This window comes from Acinetobacter sp. ANC 4805 (assembly GCF_022549495.1).
Taxonomy (GTDB): Bacteria; Pseudomonadota; Gammaproteobacteria; order Pseudomonadales; family Moraxellaceae; genus Acinetobacter.
This window is the reverse complement of record NZ_JAKZGD010000001.1, coordinates 450,865-472,839: the sequence shown is the minus strand read 5'-3', so window position 1 is coordinate 472,839 and position 21,975 is coordinate 450,865. Positions and strand designations below refer to the sequence as shown.

Sequence of the window (21,975 nt, the reverse complement as noted above, 5' to 3'; positions counted from 1 at the left end):
ATATCAGAAAAAATGACTTTGGAAAGGATACCTGAATTGGTATCCTTTTATTTATTTTCCAAATCCTCCTAAATCCCTCTTTTATTAAGAGGGACTTTAAATATAAGGCGAATCATTACAGTGTCTTTTCCATCGGATTCAGTGGGTTTAGTCACACCACAAAAATTTCAATTTGAGCAACCATTACATCTTGAATGTGGGCGTATTTTGCCACGCTTCGATCTAATGGTTGAAACCTATGGAACACTCAATGCAGATAAATCCAATGCAATCCTGATTTGTCATGCATTATCAGGGCATCATCATGCTGCGGGTTATCATCATGAAGATGATAAAAAAGCAGGCTGGTGGGACAGTTGTATTGGTCCAGGAAAAGCCATTGACACCAATCACTTCTTTATTGTTTCTTTAAATAATATTGGTGGCTGTAATGGTTCAACAGGACCGACCTCACCTAACCCTGAAAATGAAAACCGACCGTATGGCCCAGATTTTCCATTAGTCACAGTTCGTGACTGGGTCAAAACCCAAGCGATGCTGTCAGATGTATTAGGAATTGAGGTTTGGTATGCCATTATTGGCGGTTCATTAGGGGGCATGCAGGCTTTACAATGGTCTTTGGACTATGCTGATCGTTTAAATAAATGTGTGATTATTGCCAGTGCGCCAAAGCTTTCTGCACAAAATATTGCCTTCAATGAGGTTGCTCGCCAATCCATTCTGTCTGACCCTGATTTTCATCATGGGCGTTATTTAGAAAATGATAGTTACCCGAAACGTGGTTTAATTTTGGCACGTATGGTCGGTCATATCACGTATCTGTCTGAAGAAGCCATGAAACAAAAATTTGGTCGTGATTTAAAATCGGGCAAATTTATGTATGGTTTTGATGTCGAATTCCAAGTCGAAAGTTATTTGCGTTACCAAGGCGAACAATTTAGCCGTAATTTTGATGCAAATACCTACTTGATTATGACCAAGGCATTGGATTACTTTGATCCCTCTCGTGAATATGAGCATTCATTGACCAAAGCCATGAGTCAGCCGAAATGCAAATTTTTAGTGGTTTCCTTTACCACTGACTGGCGTTTTAGCCCAAGTCGTTCACAAGAAATCGTGGATGCTTTGATTGATAATCATAAACCTGTCAGCTATTTAGACATTGATGCTGAACAAGGTCATGACTCGTTCTTATTCCCTATCCCACTATATGTAAAAACACTACGTGCATTTTTAGGTGGAGAACAACAGTTACAAGCTACACCGCAGGAGCAGCACTAATGCGTATAGATCAACGACTCGCTGAAAAATGGATCAGCCCGAACTCTAGCGTATTAGACCTAGGCTGTGGTGATGGCGAATTGCTTGCTCATATGAGCAAACAGCACAATATTCGTGCTTATGGCTTAGAAATTGATCAAGAAAAGATTGCAATTGCCATCAGTCGGGGGTTAAATATTATTCAACAGGACTTAAACTTAGGTTTAAGCCGTTTTGCCGACCAATCTTTTGATTCTGTGGTCATGGCACAAGCTTTGCAAGCAGTAGATGCACCCGATGTATTATTACGGGATATGGTGCGTGTTGGTAAACAGGCAATTATTACCTTTCCAAACTTTGCGTATTGGAAGACTCGTTCTTTTCTTGCAATAAAAGGAAAAATGCCTGTTTCGGAAGCTTTACCCTATATGTGGTATAACACCCCGAATATTCATTTATGTACTTTCCGAGACTTTGAAGCCTTATGTGCTGAGAATCGGATTAAAATTATTAATCGACTTGCCGTTAATGGTGACCAACAAGGTAGTGTGCTCAGCAAGCATATGCCGAACCTATTTGGTGAAGTCGCAATTTATCGAGTGAGCGCTCTATGAAAAAGACATTAATCAGCACATTTTTATTTGGTCTGATCAGTATACAAGCGCACGCTGACTATGTTGCTCAACCACAATCTGTGGCAACACAGGCAGCGCGATATTCAGTCATGAGTATCAGTGAATTACAAAGCGCAGCGAAGTCTGGTCAAGCTGGGGCACAGTTTTATTTAGCAACGCGTTACCAATTTGGCAAAGACGTTGCGAAAGATGAAAAACAAGCTTTTTCTTTATTTAAGGCAGCAGCAGATCAAGGTTTATCTGCGGCGCAGTTAAATGTTGGTCGTATGTATGCAGATGGTATTGGCATCAAAAAAGACGAAACTTTAGCACGTAAATATTTTGAGAAAGCTGCGAGCAATGGTGATAACCGTGCAAGTTTCAATCTTGCAATGATGGAAGAACAGAAGAAAAACTTTGTTGGTGCTTACCAGTGGTATGAGCTTTCAACGCGTGATGGCATGCTTGATACCAAAGTGATTAGCCTTTCTGAAGGTAAGAAAACAGCGTTGGCTGCGAACTTAACTCAAGATCAAATCCGTACTGCACGTGATCGTGCAGATAAATGGATTCAAGCGCAATAATCTGATTTAGATCTATTGGATAATAAAAACCGACTTGTGATAGTCGGTTTTTTTATTATAGTGATAACATTCATTCTGAATTAAGTTTACTAAATGAGCGATATAGAAAAGGCCATATTCAAAGCAAAACTAGAATTGGAAACAATAACACCAGAAGAAATCCAAAGATGGGCAATTGAGGCATTAGAAAAAGATCCATCTAATGATTTAGCTCTAGAAATATGCTTTCTATCAACACCACAACAAGTTACAACCTATTTTAATCAATTATCCCGAAGTCTATTTAATACAGGCTTAACAAAGGAATCCGTCAATAACCTCTTAAAAGATTATATTGAAAAACATCTAGAGTTAATCAAAAGCCAAGAGCTTCTATTTCCTTTTCTTCAAAAGCTCTTGGCTTTATCTAAGGCTGTAGAGAATGAAGATCTTTTTGAGTTATTAAATTACTATGATGACCAGTTCTACTTAAGTTTTGAAGGATATACGCTTTCTGAACCAGATGCTGTATTTAAAGATTTCATAAACGATTTAAAAGATTTCTTATCTACACAAAGTTAAAGATATGGGAAAAGAGCAATTCCGCTTAGCTTTCAGAATGAGATAACTCAGCACTACCTTATTCAATAAAAACATCCTAGAATTCCACTCAATCTAAACTAATCTAAAACTGATATGTCTACCCAAGCATGGTTAAACCAAGGCAGCCTTGTCCTTGCAAGTAACAACAAAGGCAAAGTGGTTGAATTTGAGCATCTCTTTCAACAACTTGATCTACCTGTAGAGATTATTCCTCAAGGCAAACTGGATATTGAAGATGCGATTGAAGACGGCCTCAGCTTTGTTGAAAATGCCATTATCAAAGCACGTCATGCATCTAAGCTTTCAGGTCAACCTGCACTTGCAGATGACTCAGGGCTTTGTGTACCCATTTTAGGCGGTGCACCTGGGATTTACTCGGCACGCTATGCGGGTGAGCATGGTAATGATGCTGCCAATAATCAAAAACTGTTGGCTGATCTTGTGCCCTTTCGTAAAGATGGTGAAGCCATTGAAGGCATGTTTGTCTGTGTCTTGGCACTGGTCACACATGCCGAAGATCCACTACCACAAATTTTCCAAGGTATCTGGAAAGGTGAGATCCTAGAAGCAGCACGTGGCGAAAATGGTTTTGGTTATGACCCACTGTTTTGGTTGCCAGAACTCAATCTTTCGAGTGCAGAGTTAAGCAAAACAGATAAAAATAAAATCAGTCACCGTGGTCAAGCCATGCAGCTATTTAAAGCAAGTTTGATCTAAAAATAGCTTGCCCTAGCTAAAACCTAGGGCAAGTGATTTAAATCAAGATTGAATAAAAAACACCCTCTTGTTAGCAAACAATACCTCACTCTATTAAGCATTGATTACAAACCAAAAAGTAAAAAATTCCATTCACCAATACTAATTATTACAACTCTTTGTCGCAAAATTGCAATATAAGTGTCACATCTTTGTCATGCCAAACTGTTGAGATATAAACAAAGTTTGATAGGAATAAAATTATGGCTGGTTTATCAATTTGGCATGTGTTGATTTTTGCAATTGTGGTTATTTTATTATTTGGTACAGCTAAGCTTAAAAACTTAGGCAAAGATGTTGGCGGTGCAGTAAAAGACTTTAAAAAATCAATTAAAGATGATGAAGTGGCTGCACCACTTAATGAGCCTCGTACGATTGATGCTCAAGTTAAGAATGCTGAAAGCTCTGTAAAAAGCTAAGCGAGCGACATTATGTTAGATGTAGGAATGTCCGAGCTTTTAGTGTTCGGCATTATTGCTTTACTTGTACTCGGGCCAGATAAACTCCCCCAAGCTGCTCGATTTGTCGGTAAATGGTATGGCAAAGTGAAGCGACTCGTGAACAATGTTCAAAATGATCTTGATCGCGAGTTACGCTTATCTGAGCTACGTGAGCAAATGCAAAAAGAAATGCAACGTATCAATGAACTTGAACAAAAAATGCAAGCACAGATGACTGAGTTAGAGCAGCAAAAAACTGCAATATTAGAAAAACAATCTGATACGGTTATATCCAATAATAAAAACTTGCAATTAAGTTATCACTACTTAATCAAACCACTTAGATCCATATATCAGCCAAAATTTGCAGCGTTATATATGGAGTCGCCTATTTGTATATCCAAAACACATTTAGCTTCCTCAATTTCTGAATTAAAGGTGGCTATATGAACTCATCAACCCCTCAACTTCCACAGTCAACATTATTAGATACCGATGAAGACGTTAAGCTTGAAGAAATGCCCATTACTAAGCATTTAATGATTCTACGGCAGCATTTATTTAAAGTAGTGGGCATCTTATTAATTTTATTTTTCTGCTTATTACCCTTTGCAAACCGCACCTATCAATTACTATCAGAACCATTAAGAGCTCAACTTCCTGTTAATTCCTCTATGATTGCAACAGATGTTACTGCTACTTTTATGGCACCATTTAAACTAAATTTCTTCGTTGCACTCATGTTGGCTATGCCTTTCATTATTTATCAGATTTGGGCTTTTGCGAAGCCAGCACTTTATGAAAAAGAAAAAGCCTTAGCATTCCCCTTACTGATCAGCAGTATTGTTTTATTTTATGCAGGTATTGCATTTGCATATTTTATTGCGCTCCCTTCGATCCTGCACTTTTTTATGAGTGTATCCCCAGAAACTGTCGCTCCCATGACCGACATTAATAGTTATTTAGCATTTTGTTTGAAGTTGTTTCTTGTATTTGGTCTTACCTTCGAAATTCCGATTATTACTTTATTGTTAATTCTAATTGGTATTGTGAGCACTCAGAGTTTGATTGAGAAAAGGCGCTTTATCGTTGTTGGATGCTTCTTTGTTGCTATGTTTGTCACTCCTCCTGACGCTATTTCTATGATTATGTTAGCCGTACCAATGTGGCTACTTTTTGAATTAGGACTGTTTTTTGGAAAAATTATAGAAAAAAGAAAAAATACTTAAAATTCAATCATCATTAAACAGGTCTACTGACCTGTTTTTTATTTAATTTATTTCACTTATCAATTGAAATTTCACCATTTTGTAATACAAATGTAAATCCTTCGTCACATTCAGCTATTAAGTTTATATGGAGAGATTTTTCAGAACAACTGTAATTATTTTAGGAATATTCCATGACCGAGCTATCGCCATATCATGAAGATCAAGAGTTAGACAACAATACTTCAGATAACATCCACTTCCGCGACATTTTAGAACAGCATATCAGCCGTCGTAGTTTAATCAGTAAAACTGCAAGTGGTGCTGTTGCATTAACTTTAGCATCAACATTAACTGGCTGTAATAGTAGTGACGATAACTCTACAAATAATAGTACTGGAACACCAACAACACCTGTAGATGTGAATAAAAAACCAGAAAAGTTAACATTTAAAACAGTTTCAAAAAATTTGAATGATATCGTTACTGTTCCAGAAGGCTATCAAGCAACTGTTTTATACGCTTTAGGTGATTCAATTAATCCTGTTTATTCTGAATGGGATGATAACAATATTCCGTCAGGTCCAAGCTTTCAATTCCGTTCTGGCGACTGCCATGATGGTATGCATTTCTTCGGATTAAATGCATCTACGCAACGCTTTGATGAGAGTGTTTCTGATCGCGGTTTATTGGTTATGAACCATGAATACATTAACCCAACGTTTTTGCATCCAAAAGGCCCAACAAAAGTCGATGGTCGTCGCCCTGAAGATGAGGTCATTCGCGAAGTAAATGCACATGGTGTTTCAGTTGTTGAAATTAAAAAAGATAAAACAACTCAAAAAGTAGAAATTGTTAAAAGCTCTATTTTTAACCGCCGTATTACAGGGTCTACAGTAATGGACTTTGCAGGTGTTGCAGCAGGTTCAACCCTTCTGTCGACAGCATATTCTCCTGCAGGTCGTCAAACACGTGGTACCCACAATAACTGTGGTAATGGTCATACACCTTGGGGCACCTATCTGACAACGGAAGAGAACTTTATCGGTTATTTTGTGCGTAGCGCAACTGATGATAGTTTACGACGCCCAGAAGAGATCGTTGCGCTTAAACGTTATGGTTTAAAAGCTGGTTCAAGCTCTCGTTATGGTTGGGAAACAGCAAACGGCGGTATTGAATCACAAGATTTATATGACCGTTGGAATACTGATGTCAAAGCAGATCTTGCAACCAAAGATTATCGCAATGGCCCAAATACATTTGGTTGGATGGTAGAAATCGATCCTTTTGATGGTCGCCAAAATCCAGTAAAACGTACATCATTAGGTCGCTTTGCTCATGAAGATAGCGCATGCCGTGCCATCGTTGGTCAACAGCTTGCCTTCTATATGGGTGATGATTCTCGCGGCGAATACATTTATAAATTCGTTTCTGATGCAAAATGGGACAGTAAAGATATCAACGGTGGCTATGCTGCTGGTGATAAATATATGAATGCTGGTAAATTATATGTTGCCAAGTTCAATAATGACGGTACTGGTCAATGGATTGAGTTAGCTTTTGGTAAGAATGGTTTAAACCAAAGCAATTCAGTCTATCCTTTTAGCTCTCAAGCGGATGTCGTAACCTTTGCCCGTTTAGCTGCTGATGCTGTTGGTGCAACAAAAATGGATCGTCCAGAATGGTGTACAGTCAACCCTGTTAACGGCGAAATTTATGTGACTTTAACCAATAACTCTAACCGTGGTTCAAGCTACCCAACTGATGCTGCTAACCCACGTGCTTACGAAGACCTCTATAACAATCAAAAAACACAGAAAGGGAATGTCAATGGTCACATTATCCGTTTCCGTGAAACAGGTGATGTAACCACTGCTGAAAGTTTTAAATGGGACATCTACTTATTTGGCGCAGAAGCATCTATGGCATCAAATATTAACCTCTCAGGTTTAACTGATAATAATGACTTATCAAGCCCAGACGGTATGTGGTTCGATCCTCGTGGTGTACTTTGGATTCAAACTGATGATGGCGCATATACAGATGTGACCAATTGTATGATGTTAGCGGCTTTACCTGGTCAAATTGGTGACGGTACAAAAGCAACAACATCTAATGGTACAGAGACCCTTGTTGGTAAAAAAGTCACTGATGATACCTTACGTCGCTTCCTTACTGGACCAAAGGAATGTGAGATCACAGGTATTGCAATGACACCAGATTACAAAGCTATTTTCATCAATGTACAGCACCCTGGTGAAGACTCGAAAGATTATGCAACACCGAGTAGTAACTGGCCTGCAACACAAACAAATCCAAGTAATAAAACTGCTCGCCCACGTTCAGCGACAGTTGTGATTACACGTAAAGATGGTGGTGTAATTGCAGGATAAAACCTGAAATTATTCTAACAAAGTGTCTATCTTCGGGTAGACACTTTTTTATTTCAACACATCCACGTTTATTTCCATGACAAGCCCCTGCTGTTCACCTTGCTGTGTCTTTTCAATCCACTTCCACTCACTCTTGGTCATGGTTAAAAAGTTTGAACATCGTGTTCCATAAATAGGACTCTGGATAAAAGTTGAAGATAATAATTCTTCCATTTCCACACTTATTCCTGTGTCTGGCAACAAATCTGGAATGATTTTCCGTTCATCTTCCAAAATATCCCAGACTGAATATTGCACATCGGATTCAGTAATTGTTGATTGTTGCAACATTGGTAAAAATTCTTGAGTAAAACGTTTACGCAAATGTTTGGTTTTTTCCCAATCTTCTGACATTAATCCATTGGAAACAACATAAACACCATTGGCTAAGACTTGTGGTGCTTCACCACGATTACTGATATAAACGGCTTGCTCTCGATCACCGACAAATAAATTAAACCCAGCATAATCTTGTTGCTGCTGTTCTAACTGTTGTGCAAAACGGATGGGGGCTAACTCACTTTCTAAAAAAGACTGGATTAAATGCCCGCGTGAAGTTGAATATTGGTTTTTATCTCGTCCATTGCGAAAATTAGTCACGATTGCCCAACGCCCAGACTCAGTAACTCCCATCCATGTTCCACCTGACTGTAAATCTTGCCCAGCAATAATCGAACTTGCTTCCCACTGATGTAAGACAGCACTGGGGCGATAATAGAACTCATCACGATTTGAAATTAAACACAACGGCATATCATCAAGAACCTGCCATGCAAAAGCGACAATACACATTAATTCTGTTCTCACATCTTTACACATTGAATGTACAACATTTTTCACATCATTCCGCTACAATCTGCTCAAAACTTAATTTCAAATTCTAAATTGAGGAACAGCAATGCTGACCTATCCAAATATTGATCCAGTTGCGCTGAGCTTGGGACCAGTCAAAGTGCATTGGTACGGACTCATGTATCTCTTGGCATTTTTATGCGCCTGGGGCTTAGCCTCTTATCGTGCTAAACAACGTGATGGTTGGACTGCCGACATGGTCTCAGATCTGGTGTTTTATGGTGCTTTGGGCGTGGTACTTGGTGGTCGTATCGGCTATGTCTTGTTTTACGAGTTTGGTAAGTTTCTAGAACATCCTCTTTGGTTATTCCAAGTCTGGACTGGCGGTATGAGCTTCCATGGTGGCTTCCTTGGTGTCATGATCGCCATGTTATTCTGGTGTAAGAAATATCAGAAAACATGGTTTCAAACCTTGGACTTTATTGCCCCATGTGTGCCTACAGGTTTAATGTTTGGTCGCATCGGTAACTTTATTGGTGGTGAATTGTATGGTCGCCAAGTTCAAGACCTTAGCTATCCATTTGGGATGATTTTTCCAACTGATCCATTGGGCTTAGTTCGCCATCCGTCACAAATTTATCAAGCACTTTGTGAAGGTCTGATTCTATTTATCATACTTTGGTGGTTTAGCGCTAAACCTCGTCCACGTATGGCGGTTTCAGCATTATTCTTGATGGGTTATGGGGTAGCCCGTTTCTTTATGGAATTCTTCCGCCAACCCGATGCAGATCAAGGTTTCATTCTATTCGGTTGGATGACTAAAGGTCAGATTCTCACAGTTCCAATGTTACTGATTGGACTGTGGATGATGTGGTATGCCTATCAGAAAAAAATCTACGATTGGCAAATTAAAAAATAAAATAATGGGAGCAAATGCTCCCATTTTTAGATCTAAACATTCCCGAGCAAAGCTTTCACAACATCACCCAAGCGTTTACCTTGCGCTGCGCATAAGATTTTCTCATCTGCACTTAGGCTTTGATCATGGCGAGGACCACTGACATGGCTTGCCCCATACGGCGTACCGCCTGTTTTAGTATTCGACAAAGCTGGAATTGAATTGGGCAATCCCATAATTAACATACCATGATGGAACAATGGCGGTAACATGCTGAGTAAAGTACTTTCCTGCCCACCATGCATCGAGCCCGATGACGTGAAGACACATGCAGGTTTATTGTGCAAAGCGCCATTCAACCATAAACTCGTCGTTTGATCCCAAAAGTATTTCATCTCACTCGCCATATTACCAAAGCGAGTAGGTGAACCGAGTGCCAAACCAGAGCAATACGTCAAATCATCCAAAGTACAATAAATATCCCCATCTGCTGGAATGCTTGGCTCTGCTTGCGTCACTACAGTTGAAAGATTAGGAACAGTTCGAATACGAGCTGTCATGCCAGAAGATTCAATTCCATCGGCAATTAAATGTGCCATTTCTCGAGTTGAACCATATTTACTGTAATAAAGAACAAGAACGTAAGGTTGCATCACTTTAATGAATTTTGTTAAAAAGAACACTATACGACATTTTTCATCTTTTGAGCTGTAGTCAATCCTGTGCTTACACAGGATTTTATTAAAAATAACTAGGATAGAACCCATGATCTTAAATCGTTATCTAAAAAAACTGCCTTTTTTAGAAAAAACATGGTTTCAATTTATTGTGTTTGTGTTACGACGTTTCGAAGCTGATCGCTGTCGAGAACAAGCAGGTGGTTTAACCTACACCACACTCTTTGCCGTTGTTCCGATGTTGACTGTTTTCTTAGTCATTATCTCCTCAATTAAAGCCTTAGAGCCTGCTCGACAACAATTACAGCAACTCATTTATAGTAACTTTCTACCTAAAAGTACCATCGCCTTTGACAAAGCCTTAAACGCATTTACAGATAAATCCAGTAATCTCACCATTATTGGTGTGCTGTTTCTGTTTGTGACCACTGTACTCATGCTAACGTCTATTGAAAATGTGTTTAACCGTATTTGGCGTGTCAAAGAAACTCGAACAGGTCTTGTTGGTTTTATGCGTTATTGGACGATTATTTCTCTAGGTCCAATTATTCTAGGCAGTGCTTTTGTACTTTCATCTACTGTCGCTTCAATGAATATTCTCAGTAATAATTTTGCAGGCTATCAATTAGATGGCTCTTTCCTTTTATGGCTCATTTCATTCCTACTTACAATTGTCGGCTTTTTCATTTTATATTGGACTATCCCCAATCGTAGCGTCCCTATTCTTTCCGCTGTTATTGCTGCATGTTTTAGCGCAACAGTATTTGAAATTTTAAAACGTTTCTTCGGTTGGGTCATGAGTAATTTCACCAGCTATGAAATTGTATATGGTGCTTTTGCTGCTGTTCCAATTTTTCTACTTTGGATTTATTTGTCTTGGAACATTATCTTATTAGGTGTAGAAGTAAGTTATGCCCTAACTGCTTTTCATTCAGATAAAGAACAAAAGCGTCATCCCATCTTAATGTTATTGGACATATTGGAGTTGTTTTATAAAAAGCAACAAATTGGAGAAAGTGTCAGTGAGCAAGAACTTCTCAATATTATTGGACGTGGTGAATTAGGTCGCTTACCTGCGTATATCTTACAGCTAGAACAGCAAAATTTAGTAAAACGTACCGATAATGATGAATATGTATTGGTCAGAAATCTTGCTCAAGTTGATTTTTGGAGCTTTTTCACAGCACTGCCTTATCCACTACCATTACGTCATGATGTGGCAAATATCTATCAAGATGATGAGTGGATGGAACGCTTAGGTCCATCTCTGATTGAAAGTAACGACTATTTAGCCGCCAAACTTTCCATTCCTCTATCGACTATTTTTGAGCAGAAGTAAAAGAAAAGACCTCAATTGAGGTCTTTTCTTTATTTGCTATCTCGCTCATACGAAATTAGGTAGAAGCTATTTACTATAACAGCACTTGCTCTTAATCATTATGCTTGTACAAAGGTATCCCAATCATATTCACCCGATTGAGTGATTAACTTCATGGTCAATTGATCATTTGCTGTTAATGCGCCTACACCAGCAGGTGTACCCGTCATAATCACATCACCTGCTTCCAAACTAAATGACTGACTAATCTCAACCAATAAAGCACCGACATCAAAAATCATGTCTTGGCTAAAACCATGTTGGCGTTCAACACCATTAATCACCAAAACAAGTTCTAACTCTTGTAAATCGCCAATTTCATCTGCTTCAACCCAGTCTGCCAAAAGGCATGCACCGTCAAAAGCTTTCGCTCGTTCCCAAGGCTGTCCTTTCGCTTTTAAGTCATTTTGCAAATCACGTAAAGTTAAATCCAATCCTAAAGTCACAGCACCAATCGCTTCTAATGCTTTACTAGCATCTGTTTCCTGCGATAATGGATGTGCAATCTGCAAACAAATTTCACATTCAAAATGGCATTCACCCAAAGCCTGATTCCAATGGATACCTTGAGCTAAGCTACTTAGACTACTCGGTGGCTTGATAAATAAAATTGGGCGATCAGGAATAGTATTACCTAGTTCTTTCGCATGTTCAGCATAATTTCTGCCTACACAAACAATTTTTGACGGACGTATGCTCATAAAAGCTCCTTGTTCCTTAAATCGCGAATGAAGTTATTTTTTAAAACTGTTTTCAAATTTGGTTTGATCTGCTGGATCAGTGAATGCACGCTTTGGAACAATAATGACCGTATGGTTTTTCAGCTCTAACATATAAGTCAGTTTACCTATTGCAAAAGATTGTACCTCGGCATACTGCGCTGTTTGTTTTTTGCCTGTTGCATAGAGTTCAAAATGATCCTGATATAGATCAAGACCTTGCTCACTTTTTCCAAATTGATAGCGAACAAATTGACGTTTAAACAACATCGGTAACAACCAATAGCGCATCAATCCCTGCATAATCAGAAAAAAAGCACCCAATGCAACGTAATAACGCCCTACGCCTGAGAAACCCAAATAGATTCCCCAACCAATAATCGCAATACTAATAACAGGCGTTAGAAAACGACTAAAAGTCTTTTTACCAAAAGTGACAAGAGCAAAACCATCTTGTGATTCTTCTAAATTAAGATAATAGCGCACAGATACAGTTGGACGTTGTTCAGACATTTTAGATTTCTAAGATTTGAAAAAACTGATCTATTAGAACATAAATGACTTGAGCGTAAATCAGATTTATAGCGATTTTATACAAAATTCAAATACGGCGTAGCGCTGCTCTAAGTTGCTTTTTAACAAAAAGAGGGAATTTCTAATTCAGTAATAATGAAATTACGCTTAACTGATCAGCATTAACCGCCATAAGTATTTACGTGCATAGATAACGCTTTGTCTAAGGTTTCGATGCTCAAGAAAGTTTTACACAATACGACTGTTTTTTAAACACAAAAACTTTTATTAATAGCAAGGCTCTATCAGTTACTGATAGACGCCACTGACTATATCACTAAGAAAAATCAAAGGAATGTGATGTTTTATTTGAATGGATTTATATGTACAGCCATTTTTTTCAGCATAACACAAAGTTGTTTTGCACAAATCATCACATGGAATGACAATATACCAAGTGCTTTACAACCTTTTCAAAATAATCCACAACTATTGGCAAGTTATACGCAGAATAATATTTTTATTTACCCACATCCCAATACCAAGACCAATGTGCCTACCCTCAAAAGCAACTCACAACCGAGTGTAAACTTTACATCTGCTGCACTCATCGTACCTGCCAATGTACAACAAGTTGCCAAGACATTAACCGACTTTAATCAATATGTCGGCTTGTTTCCAACACTCAAATCTGCAAAGACACTGGAACAATCAGGCAATATTATAAAAATGAAATATCAGGTCTCAATCCCAACGCCCATCCCAGTTCTCAACTTTAATGAAGATGTCACTCTACAACATCAGATTAAATCGAATAGTATTGCCAGTTTAGTGATTGATTCTCCTATTCCATACGGTGTAGGAAAGTTTGAATGGTTCGCCTTAGATGATCATCGAACCTTAATTACGCTCACCCAATGGGGCGATTTAAACCAACCTAAAGGATTTATTTTTAAGAAGATTCTAAATGCAATTCCTGAAGCCAAATTAGGTATTCCAAGTTCAACCAATGCCTTTATCCTAGAATCACTTCGAACACGCTTTATTAAACCAAATATTGTTGCACTAAATTCAGGACAAATTCCAAGTCCACAATTAAATGAAACTCAACTCACTAAAATTGCACAACTGAGTCAAAACGCTCAACAACCTGTCAGCTATCTACATGTTCCAACCAGCATTTTGTATACACATGGGCGGGAAACCATGCGCTTCACGACAACCTATCAATTTTATCAACAGCCACCACAACTATTACATAAATGGTTGAGTCCTTTAGCCTACCAAGAATTATTTCCAAGACAAGTCAAGAAAATCATCACCTCTCCAATCCAAAATCAGGGTCAAGATGCGAATATTCAAGTGAATGTTGGCTTAGGTGTGATTAATATCCCTTTTGCATTTAAGCTGCATTTCAACTATCCAAATACCATTGAGAATAACTTTTATGCCAATGGTGGTGATTTGCGATTTATTAAAGGAAAAATGATTGCCACAGAACTTAATCAAAGTACTTTATTTAAAATCACTAGCTCAATAAAAATTGATGAAAAAGCACCTTTTTTATTAAGAGCGATGCGAAGCCTGCCCTATCATGATGTACTGCCTGCTGTTGGTGGCAATACTGTATTTGTACAAAAAATTAAAACCAAAATATAAGGCACAAAAAAACCGCATTTAAGCGGTTTCTTTCATTTTATCTTTCGATAAATTCAAATTGGTGCGCTCAGAGAGATTCGAACTCCCGACCCCTTAGTTCGTAGCCAAGTGCTCTATCCAGCTGAGCTATGAGCGCATATTTGATGGAGGGCATTATACGCATTTTTTCCCTATTGATAAGTGTTTTTTAATAAAATAGAAATCAAATGGTGATAGATTGATCGTTATGAATTTACAGCACAATAGCTATTATATTTAAAAACAACATAAACAACTGATTTTATTATTAATAAAACAAATGAAGAGCCTTAATTTGAACATCAAATAGATATTTTATAGTTTAACTACTCCAACTTACAGACACAAAAAAACCGCAATTAAGCGGTTTATTTTATTAAGTTGGTGCGCTCAGAGAGATTCGAACTCCCGACCCCTTAGTTCGTAGCCAAGTGCTCTATCCAGCTGAGCTATGAGCGCATTACTTATGTGCCAATTGAGGCAAGTGTTACTTTACAATATCTACTTGGTGCGCTCAGAGAGATTCGAACTCCCGACCCCTTAGTTCGTAGCCAAGTGCTCTATCCAGCTGAGCTATGAGCGCATTAAGTAAAAATGGCGGTGAGAGAGGGATTCGAACCCTCGGTACAGTTACCCGTACGCATCCTTAGCAGGGATGTGGTTTCAGCCACTCACCCATCTCACCGTAACACGAGCGCAATAATACAAACTAAAACTGGTTTACACAAGTCATCATTGTGAATTTTTATGTTTTTTTATTCTAATCAAATACTTTTTGAACGATTTTGGTGTTTTTGGGCATTTTTTTACTTCAACGCTTGTTAAAATAGCACCATCTTCTTTTATTAAGATCATTCGCATAAGCAGAATCTTGCAATCTTTGACGTGCAGTCCTAGGTTGAATGGCTTATGCTAAACCAATCTGCCAGATGTGAACCGAAACGATATGATTAAAAAATGGGCTGATCCCGAAGCAAAAGCAGAAGCTGAACGTTACGATAACCCTATTCCTAGCCGAACTCTTATTTTAAGTACTCTAGAACAATTAAAAACTGCAAAATCCCATGCAGAACTTGTGGATCACTTTAATATTCCTGACCAAAAAAGTATTGATGCCTTAAGTCATCGCTTAAGTGCAATGGTTCGTGATGGTCAACTCATGAAGGATGGTTTTAAATATCAGCCTGCAACAGACTTACCGAGCCATGAAGCAACGGTCTATATCAATAGTAAAGGTCTAGGCACTGCCAATATCGCAGGTCAAGATGATTTGCTTTTACCTGAAAGAGAATTACGTTTAGTTTTTAACGGCGATCGCGTTAAGGTTCGTCAAACCTCTGTTGACCGTAAAGGTAAAGCTTGGGGCTTTATCACCGAGGTCGTACAGCATCGCGTCAAACAGATTATTGGTAAAGTGTCTGAGCATGAGGGTGAATACTTTATTCAACCAAGTAGCCCAAACCAACACCAACCAATTACCCTAGAAAAAGAACTGATTGAACATGCCAATGCCAAAGTTGGCGATATGCTCCGTGTTGCAATTGATGACTATCCAACCCGTGAAGAACTCGCAACAGGTCATATTGTTCAATCTATGGCAGATAAAGCGGATACTGAAATTATTATTCCGCAAACCATTCTTGAGTTTGGTTTACCTTACGAGTTTCCTGAAGCCGTCATCAAAGAAGCTGAAAGTTTCAAAGAACCTTCAGAAAAAGATCTGAAAGGGCGTGTTGATTTACGTGATCTGCCATTAGTGACGATTGACGGCGAAGATGCACGTGACTTTGATGATGCTGTTTATGCTGAAAAACGTGCGGGTGGTGGCTATCGCGTTGTAGTTGCGATTGCAGATGTCAGTCATTATGTCCGTTTAGACGCTCCATTAAATGAAGAAGCTGAAGAACGTGGTACATCCGTTTATTTCCCACACTTTGTTTTACCGATGCTACCTGAAGCATTATCAAATGGTTTGTGTTCTTTAAATCCACATGTTGACCGTCTATGTATGGTTTGTGATTTAAAGCTGTCACGTGCAGGTAAAGTGACGAGTTACGAATTCTACCCATCTGTTATGCATTCCAAAGCACGCCTGACTTATACCCAAGTCGGACAATATTTTGAAGGTGCAACCGATGCGATTCCTTCAGATAAAAGCATTCACAAATCACTGAATACCTTGTTCCAACTTTATCAAACACTCAAAGGTTTACGCGCTGAACGTCATGCAATGGAGTTTGAAACCATTGAGACCTACATGACCTTTGATGAGTTGGGCGGTATTAAAGAAATTCTGCCACGTACTCGTAATGACGCGCATAAACTCATTGAAGAATGCATGTTGCTCGCCAATGTCGCAGCAGCAGAATACGCTTTAGAACATGATATTCCGATGCTTTATCGTGTACATGAAGCACCAGAGTTTTCACGTATTCAGAAGGTACGTGATTTTGTGAAATTGCTCGGTTTGCCATTCCCTGAACAGCCAACACAAGCTGATTATCAACGTGTTATTGAAGCGACCAAAGATCGTTTGGATGCACCGAGTATTCATGCAGTGTTATTACGTTCGATGATGCAAGCCTATTATGGCGCGAAAAATTCAGGACACTACGGCTTAGCGTATGAAGCTTATACTCATTTTACTTCGCCAATTCGTCGCTACCCTGACCTATTGTTGCATCGTGCGATTAAAGCCTATTTAGACAAGAAGGTTTATCCACTTTCGGGTGCAGCTTTGGATGATGCAGGTGAACATTTCTCTCAAACTGAACGTCGTGCAGATGAAGCCTCTCGCAGTGTCACAACTTGGTTGAAATGCCACTATATGCAACAGCATTTAGGTGATGAGTTTGTTGGCATCATTAGTGCTGTCACTGAATTTGGTCTATTTGTCACGCTGAAAGACTTATATGTTGATGGCATGATCCATGTCAGCCAATTGGGCGAAGACTATTTTGTATATGATCAAGCAAGTCAGAGCTTAGTTGGACAGAATCGTGGACAAGCATTTAGCTTGGGCGATGAAGTGAAAATTCAGGTCGCTGGTGTCAATCTTGAAGAACGTAAAATTGACTTTAAGCTCATTCAGCAGTTGACCCATCTCGGTCGTGTGATCCGTCAAAAAGCACCGCGTGCTTCCTCAACTAAAGATCAAACAACCGAAGAGGTGTTTAGCAAAGCACCAGTCAAGGCAAAATTAAGTGAAGATGGTGAAAAGCCTGTTCGGAAGAAGAAGGACAAGAATAAACCGAGCACTTATACGAAGAAGCCAAGTAAGAAAGCATCTGCTAAGCCTGAAACCAAAGAAAAGGCAAAGAAAAAAGTAAAAAAGAAAAAGGCAAATGCGAAAGCTAAAAGTGAGTAATTGACTCAAAGGCAAGTTCAGTGCTGAGCTTGCCCTAATTTTCACAGTTTTATCATTAGAAAATTATACAAACAACCAAATCAACCTTGATTTCCACCCCTATAAGCCCTACATCTATAACTATGTTTAAAGATGATATGGCAAAAATACAATGACACTACAACAAGCAACACTTCCTGTTCCTCAATTTGATCAAATTCAACTTGCCGACTTAAAACAACAAATTGAACAAAGTATCCAAAATGGTCAAACATTCTTAAATCAACTGAATGAAGTTCCACACGACGCTGAAGCACAACTTGCAACACTGACCGAAGTGGATCAACTTGAAAATAACATGAGCGAAGTATGGGGAATTCTGTCACACCTCAATGCCGTCATGAATAATGCAGAAACTCGTGAAGTTTACCAATCACTATTACCGAGTTTGAGCGAATATTATACACAACTGGGGCAACACACAGCCTTGTATCAAACTTACCAACAGCTTCATGATGCTGCTGTTTTTCAAACCCTCAGTGAAGCACAACAAAGTGCGATTAAACTCGCTTTGCGTGATTTCAAACTTTCAGGTGTTGCACTTGTAGGTGAAGCAAAACAACGCTATGCGAAAATTTCAGCACGTTTATCTCAGCTTTCATCTGATTTCTCCAATCATGTTTTAGATGCAACCCAAGCTTACTTCAAGCCATTAACTGAAACACAACTCAAAGGCTTACCACAAAGCAATGTTGAATTATTAAAGCAATACGGGCAACAACGTGAACTTGAACAAGCCGTTGCGACACTCGATTTCCCAGCTTATTTTGCTATTCTCACCTATGCCGATGATCGTGAATTAAGAGAAGAGCTTTACAAAGCCTACGTTACCCGTGCATCAGAACAATCAGACAAAACTGAGTTTGATAATACACCCGTAATGGAAGAAATTCTGAGCCTACGTCAAGAAATGGCACAATTACTCGGCTTCAACAATTTTGCTGAATATTCACTTGCCAGCAAGATGGCACCTGATGTTGAGACAGTGAATCAATTCTTGGTTGATCTCGCAGAACATGCCCGCACCCCTGCACTGGCTGAAATTGCAGAACTTAAAACTATCGCACAACACGATGGCATTGATGAATTAAAACCGTGGGATACAACTTATTACTCAGAAAAGTTAAAACAACAGCAATTCAATCTTTCACAAGAAGCGCTTAAACCCTATTTCCCTGCACATAAAGTGGTACATGGTTTATTCCAAATTGTGCAACGTCTCTACGGTATTCAGATCATCGAACGCCAAGCACCTGTTTGGCAAAATGATGTGCGTTATTTTGAAATTGAAGATCAAGGTCAAGTGGTTGGTGGCTTCTATTTTGACCTTTATGCTCGGAATGGCAAACGTGGTGGTGCATGGATGAGCGGTTTCCGTTCGCGTGTACAGACTGCAAATGGGTTACAAAAACCAATTTGCTATATGGTCTGTAACTTCACTCCACCGATTGGCGATCAACCTGCATTACTCACCCACGATGAAGTGATCACCTTATTCCATGAATTTGGTCATGGCTTACACCATATGCTTACCGAGGTGGATAATATCTCAGTTGCAGGCACACATGGCGTTGCTTGGGATGCAGTCGAGTTACCAAGTCAGTTCATGGAATTCTGGGCGTGGGACAATGAAAGTTTAGACGTATTGAGTGAGCATACTGAAACCAAGCAAACCCTTCCGCAAGAATTATTATCAGCTTTGCTCAATGCACGGTTTTTCCAATCAGGTATGCAAACTTTGCGTCAGATTGAATTTGCCTTGTTTGACTTAACCATCCACCGTCAAACTCCTGCATTGAACAGTCAGCAGATCCAAGCGACCTTAGATGATATTCGCAACAAATTTACCGTTGTGCCAACCGTTGCGTATAATCGTTTCCAACACAGTTTTAGTCATATTTTTGCGGGTGGTTATGCAGCAGGTTACTATTCGTACAAATGGGCAGAAGTTTTAGCCAGTGATGCTTTTGATCGTTTCGAAAGCGAAGGAATTTTTAATACCGAGACAGGAAAAGAGTTTAGACAGTTTATTCTAGCAGTTGGCGGAAAAGATACAGCGCTTGATGCGTTTCGCAATTTCCGAAAAAGAGAACCAAAAATAGATGCATTATTACGCCATCAAGGTTGGACGAACAGTCACAAAACCGCTTAAACTACGTCATTATTATTCACAGGGTGTAATTAACTAACATGAAAAGACAATTCATCGCGGGTGCAAAATGTCCCAAATGTGGAGCGTTAGATCGTGTTGTTAAAATCATCACTGTGGATGACGAATGGATTGAATGTATCGAATGTGCTTATAGCGAAAAACGCCCAACCCATGTGGAAGAGCAGCAACCCGCTGAGCCAGATGAAATTGGGGTGATACAATTCAAACCTCGTCATTTTGACTAGAAGGTTAAAAATAATGTCCACATACCAAACTGAAAATTCCAAATTATTATGGATGATAATTGGCGGAATTAGTGTTGTTGTGGTTCTGTTCATTGCTGTCCAATGGTTTTTATCACAAAAAGATCAGCAATCAACAACCACAGCTATGCAACCTGTTACCGAAAAAGCCATTACATCACAAACAGAGGCAGTTACCTCTGAAGCAACGACTGCCACAAGTGAGGCTGTTGCACCAGTACAATTAGTCGAAGAATCGATTGTTAAAACACCTCTACCAACAAATGATAGTTTAGCAAAAGAAGAAATTGCGAAATTAGATGATATTCATCAACAACTTCAAGATCAACGATATGAACTTAAGCAGCAACATAACGACATCGATACATTACTCAAACTGAAAGAAGACCAAATTAAATTAATGGAAGCAAAAATCGCTGCTCAGGATAAATCTTAGAACCATAAAAGCTTTAATGTTATTTAAAGCTTTTGATCAACATTAAGAGAAAACTCTCTGATTTTAAATTCAGTATTCTAAAGTGAATGACACAATTTTCTAACCAGAGAAATTTTAATGGGAGTACATCAATTCTCTTAAATAAATAGGATGATCCCAATGGAAAAGTACATTCCCTTAATTCACCGACAAGCATAAAATACCTTCAGTCTCTCAGACCTGTAACTGATATGAACGATCATCAAACTAATCGCAATCTTTTTTTAGCGATTGGTTGTCTTACGACTTCTGCCCTCCTTTTTTCAGTCATGGGCATCTGTATTCGTTATGCATCACATACTGTTGATAACTACACCATCGTTTTTTTCCGTAATGTAGTTGGGCTGATCCTATTTTTACCTTTTATTTTTAAACAAGGTATGGGATTTGTAAAAACAGAAAAACTTTGGATGCATACATGGCGCAGTATTGTGGGACTTGCCGCAATGTATGGATTTTTTTATGCAATTGCTCATTTAAAATTATCCAATGCTATGGTGTTTACTTACTCATCTCCTATTTTTATTCCACTGATTGCATGGTTATTTCTGAAAGAAAAAATAACTAGATCAATGCTCTATGCGGCTGCTTTAGGGTTTGTTGGCGTATTCTGTGTTGCAAAACCCGATCAAGGCTTACTCAATTGGATTTCAGTGGTTGGAATCGCCTCCAGCCTACTCGCTTCAATGGCTTTTGTAACTGTACGTGCACTGACGAAAACCGAACCACCTGAGCGGATCGTATTTTATTTCTGTTTTATTGGCTCATTACTCTCCATTATTCCAATGTTTTGGGTTTGGCGACCATATTACCTACAAGAACTCATCTTTTTGATTAGTGCGGGTATTCTTGCCAATATCAGCCAAATTTTTATGTCTCACGCCTATCGACTTGCCCCAGCAGGACAAATTGCACCTGTGAATTACATGGCGATTATTTTTGCAGGAGTTTGGGGCTTCTTACTTTGGAATGAAGTGCCTGATTTTTATAGTGTGATTGGTTTTTGCTTTATTTTATTGGCTATTATTTTGTGTAGTCCGTTGACTCAACGTCAAAAGAAAATGATTCAACCCTAAAATATTTGATCTTTAAAAGTGACTTATCAACATGGATAAGTCCAAAGCATTTTTACATCTTAAAACTAAAAAA

20 protein-coding genes, 4 tRNA genes and 1 pseudogene are annotated in these 21,975 nt (G+C 38.8%); 17 read left to right on the top strand and 8 right to left on the bottom strand.

Going from position 1 to position 21,975, the window contains the following annotated elements; genetic code table 11:
* Positions 1-120: 120 nt before the first annotated feature.
* From MMP60_RS02305 to MMP60_RS02265, 9 genes are all read left to right on the top strand, one after another.
* Positions 121-1,281: a homoserine O-acetyltransferase gene (locus tag MMP60_RS02305; protein WP_241334770.1), complete on the top strand. Its 1,161-nt coding sequence runs from the start codon at positions 121-123 to the stop codon at positions 1,279-1,281.
* Positions 1,281-1,874 carry a methionine biosynthesis protein MetW gene (gene metW, locus MMP60_RS02300; protein ID WP_018679605.1) on the top strand — a complete coding sequence of 198 codons (594 nt, stop codon included), beginning with the start codon at positions 1,281-1,283 and terminating at the stop codon, positions 1,872-1,874. Before MMP60_RS02305 ends, metW begins: the two co-directional genes overlap by 1 nt.
* Entirely contained in the window at positions 1,871-2,458 is a 588-nt protein-coding gene (locus tag MMP60_RS02295) for a tetratricopeptide repeat protein (RefSeq protein WP_018679606.1), read from the top strand. Before metW ends, MMP60_RS02295 begins: the two co-directional genes overlap by 4 nt.
* 93 nt (positions 2,459-2,551) lie before the next feature.
* A complete protein-coding gene (locus MMP60_RS02290) occupies positions 2,552-3,019 on the top strand; it encodes a hypothetical protein (protein WP_241334769.1) in 468 nt (155 codons plus the stop codon).
* A 114-nt stretch (positions 3,020-3,133) separates the two neighbouring features.
* Positions 3,134-3,757, top strand: a complete 624-nt coding sequence (gene rdgB / locus MMP60_RS02285; protein WP_241334768.1) for an RdgB/HAM1 family non-canonical purine NTP pyrophosphatase — start codon at positions 3,134-3,136, stop codon at positions 3,755-3,757.
* Between the two features lie 242 nt (positions 3,758-3,999).
* Positions 4,000-4,215, top strand: coding sequence for a Sec-independent protein translocase subunit TatA (locus MMP60_RS02280; RefSeq protein ID WP_241334767.1), 216 nt, complete (start codon positions 4,000-4,002; stop codon positions 4,213-4,215).
* A gap of 12 nt (positions 4,216-4,227) precedes the next feature.
* A complete protein-coding gene (tatB, locus tag MMP60_RS02275; protein ID WP_241334766.1) occupies positions 4,228-4,686 on the top strand; it encodes a Sec-independent protein translocase protein TatB in 459 nt (152 codons plus the stop codon).
* Positions 4,687-4,754: 68 nt separating this feature from the next.
* The gene (gene tatC, locus MMP60_RS02270; protein ID WP_241334835.1) at positions 4,755-5,465 is read left to right on the top strand and encodes a twin-arginine translocase subunit TatC; all 711 of its coding nucleotides are present in this window, start codon (positions 4,755-4,757) and stop codon (positions 5,463-5,465) included.
* Positions 5,466-5,638: 173 nt separating this feature from the next.
* Positions 5,639-7,837 carry a PhoX family phosphatase gene (locus tag MMP60_RS02265; protein ID WP_241334765.1) on the top strand — a complete coding sequence of 733 codons (2,199 nt, stop codon included), beginning with the start codon at positions 5,639-5,641 and terminating at the stop codon, positions 7,835-7,837.
* 48 nt (positions 7,838-7,885) lie between these two features.
* Here the strand turns inward: MMP60_RS02265 and MMP60_RS02260 are convergent, their stop codons facing one another.
* Positions 7,886-8,668 (bottom strand): NRDE family protein, encoded by a 783-nt coding sequence (locus tag MMP60_RS02260; RefSeq protein ID WP_241334834.1) that lies wholly within the window; start codon positions 8,666-8,668, stop codon positions 7,886-7,888.
* 106 nt (positions 8,669-8,774) lie between these two features.
* Between MMP60_RS02260 and lgt the strand changes: the two genes are divergently transcribed.
* Entirely contained in the window at positions 8,775-9,587 is an 813-nt protein-coding gene (lgt, locus tag MMP60_RS02255; RefSeq protein ID WP_241334764.1) for a prolipoprotein diacylglyceryl transferase, read from the top strand.
* A gap of 32 nt (positions 9,588-9,619) precedes the next feature.
* On the opposite strand, the gene wrbA is transcribed toward lgt, so the two are convergent.
* Positions 9,620-10,219: an NAD(P)H:quinone oxidoreductase gene (gene wrbA, locus MMP60_RS02250; RefSeq protein WP_241334763.1), complete on the bottom strand. Its 600-nt coding sequence runs from the start codon at positions 10,217-10,219 to the stop codon at positions 9,620-9,622.
* A 112-nt stretch (positions 10,220-10,331) separates the two neighbouring features.
* On the opposite strand from wrbA, the gene MMP60_RS02245 reads away from it, so the two are divergent.
* The gene (locus MMP60_RS02245; protein WP_241334762.1) at positions 10,332-11,582 is read left to right on the top strand and encodes a YihY family inner membrane protein; all 1,251 of its coding nucleotides are present in this window, start codon (positions 10,332-10,334) and stop codon (positions 11,580-11,582) included.
* 98 nt (positions 11,583-11,680) lie between these two features.
* Here the strand turns inward: MMP60_RS02245 and MMP60_RS02240 are convergent.
* Together MMP60_RS02240 and MMP60_RS02235 are read right to left on the bottom strand one after the other, a co-directional pair.
* Positions 11,681-12,325, bottom strand: a pseudogene (locus MMP60_RS02240) (fumarylacetoacetate hydrolase family protein); the annotation flags it as partial.
* A gap of 30 nt (positions 12,326-12,355) precedes the next feature.
* A complete protein-coding gene (locus MMP60_RS02235) occupies positions 12,356-12,853 on the bottom strand; it encodes a YcxB family protein (protein ID WP_241334760.1) in 498 nt (165 codons plus the stop codon).
* Positions 12,854-13,213: 360 nt separating this feature from the next.
* Here MMP60_RS02235 and MMP60_RS02230 point away from each other — a divergent pair, with 360 nt between their 5' ends.
* Positions 13,214-14,512 carry an SRPBCC family protein gene (locus MMP60_RS02230; protein WP_241334759.1) on the top strand — a complete coding sequence of 433 codons (1,299 nt, stop codon included), beginning with the start codon at positions 13,214-13,216 and terminating at the stop codon, positions 14,510-14,512.
* A gap of 59 nt (positions 14,513-14,571) precedes the next feature.
* Here MMP60_RS02230 and MMP60_RS02225 read toward each other — a convergent pair.
* The 4 genes from MMP60_RS02225 to MMP60_RS02210 form a co-directional block, all read right to left on the bottom strand.
* Positions 14,572-14,648: transfer RNA gene (locus MMP60_RS02225), tRNA-Arg, on the bottom strand.
* A gap of 264 nt (positions 14,649-14,912) precedes the next feature.
* Positions 14,913-14,989, bottom strand: a tRNA-Arg gene (locus MMP60_RS02220).
* 47 nt (positions 14,990-15,036) lie between these two features.
* Positions 15,037-15,113: transfer RNA gene (locus MMP60_RS02215), tRNA-Arg, on the bottom strand.
* A gap of 12 nt (positions 15,114-15,125) precedes the next feature.
* Positions 15,126-15,215: transfer RNA gene (locus MMP60_RS02210), tRNA-Ser, on the bottom strand.
* Positions 15,216-15,476: 261 nt separating this feature from the next.
* Between MMP60_RS02210 and rnr the strand changes: the two genes are divergently transcribed.
* The 5 genes from rnr (at position 15,477) to MMP60_RS02185 (ending at position 21,902) form a co-directional block, all read left to right on the top strand.
* Entirely contained in the window at positions 15,477-17,897 is a 2,421-nt protein-coding gene (gene rnr / locus MMP60_RS02205) for a ribonuclease R (RefSeq protein ID WP_241334758.1), read from the top strand.
* 151 nt (positions 17,898-18,048) lie between these two features.
* Positions 18,049-20,088: a M3 family metallopeptidase gene (locus MMP60_RS02200; protein WP_241334757.1), complete on the top strand. Its 2,040-nt coding sequence runs from the start codon at positions 18,049-18,051 to the stop codon at positions 20,086-20,088.
* A gap of 38 nt (positions 20,089-20,126) precedes the next feature.
* Positions 20,127-20,333, top strand: a complete 207-nt coding sequence (locus MMP60_RS02195) for a YheV family putative metal-binding protein (protein ID WP_004660391.1) — start codon at positions 20,127-20,129, stop codon at positions 20,331-20,333.
* A gap of 10 nt (positions 20,334-20,343) precedes the next feature.
* Positions 20,344-20,787, top strand: coding sequence for a hypothetical protein (locus tag MMP60_RS02190; RefSeq protein ID WP_241334833.1), 444 nt, complete (start codon positions 20,344-20,346; stop codon positions 20,785-20,787).
* Between the two features lie 230 nt (positions 20,788-21,017).
* A complete protein-coding gene (locus MMP60_RS02185; protein ID WP_241334756.1) occupies positions 21,018-21,902 on the top strand; it encodes a DMT family transporter in 885 nt (294 codons plus the stop codon).
* Positions 21,903-21,975: the final 73 nt, after the last annotated feature.

What these genes read in the sequence shown, in the direction of transcription:
- metW (WP_018679605.1), top strand. Translation starts at nt 1,281, where the DNA reads ATGCGTATAGATCAACGACTCGCTGAAAAATGGATCAGCCCGAACTCT.
- MMP60_RS02295 (WP_018679606.1), top strand. Translation starts at nt 1,871, where the DNA reads ATGAAAAAGACATTAATCAGCACATTTTTATTTGGTCTGATCAGTATA.
- MMP60_RS02290 (WP_241334769.1), top strand. Translation starts at nt 2,552, where the DNA reads ATGAGCGATATAGAAAAGGCCATATTCAAAGCAAAACTAGAATTGGAA.
- rdgB (WP_241334768.1), top strand. Translation starts at nt 3,134, where the DNA reads ATGTCTACCCAAGCATGGTTAAACCAAGGCAGCCTTGTCCTTGCAAGT.
- MMP60_RS02280 (WP_241334767.1), top strand. Translation starts at nt 4,000, where the DNA reads ATGGCTGGTTTATCAATTTGGCATGTGTTGATTTTTGCAATTGTGGTT.
- tatB (WP_241334766.1), top strand. Translation starts at nt 4,228, where the DNA reads ATGTTAGATGTAGGAATGTCCGAGCTTTTAGTGTTCGGCATTATTGCT.
- tatC (WP_241334835.1), top strand. Translation starts at nt 4,755, where the DNA reads ATGCCCATTACTAAGCATTTAATGATTCTACGGCAGCATTTATTTAAA.
- MMP60_RS02265 (WP_241334765.1), top strand. Translation starts at nt 5,639, where the DNA reads ATGACCGAGCTATCGCCATATCATGAAGATCAAGAGTTAGACAACAAT.
- MMP60_RS02260 (WP_241334834.1), bottom strand. Translation starts at nt 8,668, where the DNA reads ATGTGTATTGTCGCTTTTGCATGGCAGGTTCTTGATGATATGCCGTTG.
- lgt (WP_241334764.1), top strand. Translation starts at nt 8,775, where the DNA reads ATGCTGACCTATCCAAATATTGATCCAGTTGCGCTGAGCTTGGGACCA.
- wrbA (WP_241334763.1), bottom strand. Translation starts at nt 10,219, where the DNA reads ATGCAACCTTACGTTCTTGTTCTTTATTACAGTAAATATGGTTCAACT.
- MMP60_RS02245 (WP_241334762.1), top strand. Translation starts at nt 10,332, where the DNA reads ATGATCTTAAATCGTTATCTAAAAAAACTGCCTTTTTTAGAAAAAACA.
- MMP60_RS02235 (WP_241334760.1), bottom strand. Translation starts at nt 12,853, where the DNA reads ATGTCTGAACAACGTCCAACTGTATCTGTGCGCTATTATCTTAATTTA.
- MMP60_RS02230 (WP_241334759.1), top strand. Translation starts at nt 13,214, where the DNA reads ATGTTTTATTTGAATGGATTTATATGTACAGCCATTTTTTTCAGCATA.
- rnr (WP_241334758.1), top strand. Translation starts at nt 15,477, where the DNA reads ATGATTAAAAAATGGGCTGATCCCGAAGCAAAAGCAGAAGCTGAACGT.
- MMP60_RS02200 (WP_241334757.1), top strand. Translation starts at nt 18,049, where the DNA reads ATGACACTACAACAAGCAACACTTCCTGTTCCTCAATTTGATCAAATT.
- MMP60_RS02195 (WP_004660391.1), top strand. Translation starts at nt 20,127, where the DNA reads ATGAAAAGACAATTCATCGCGGGTGCAAAATGTCCCAAATGTGGAGCG.
- MMP60_RS02185 (WP_241334756.1), top strand. Translation starts at nt 21,018, where the DNA reads ATGAACGATCATCAAACTAATCGCAATCTTTTTTTAGCGATTGGTTGT.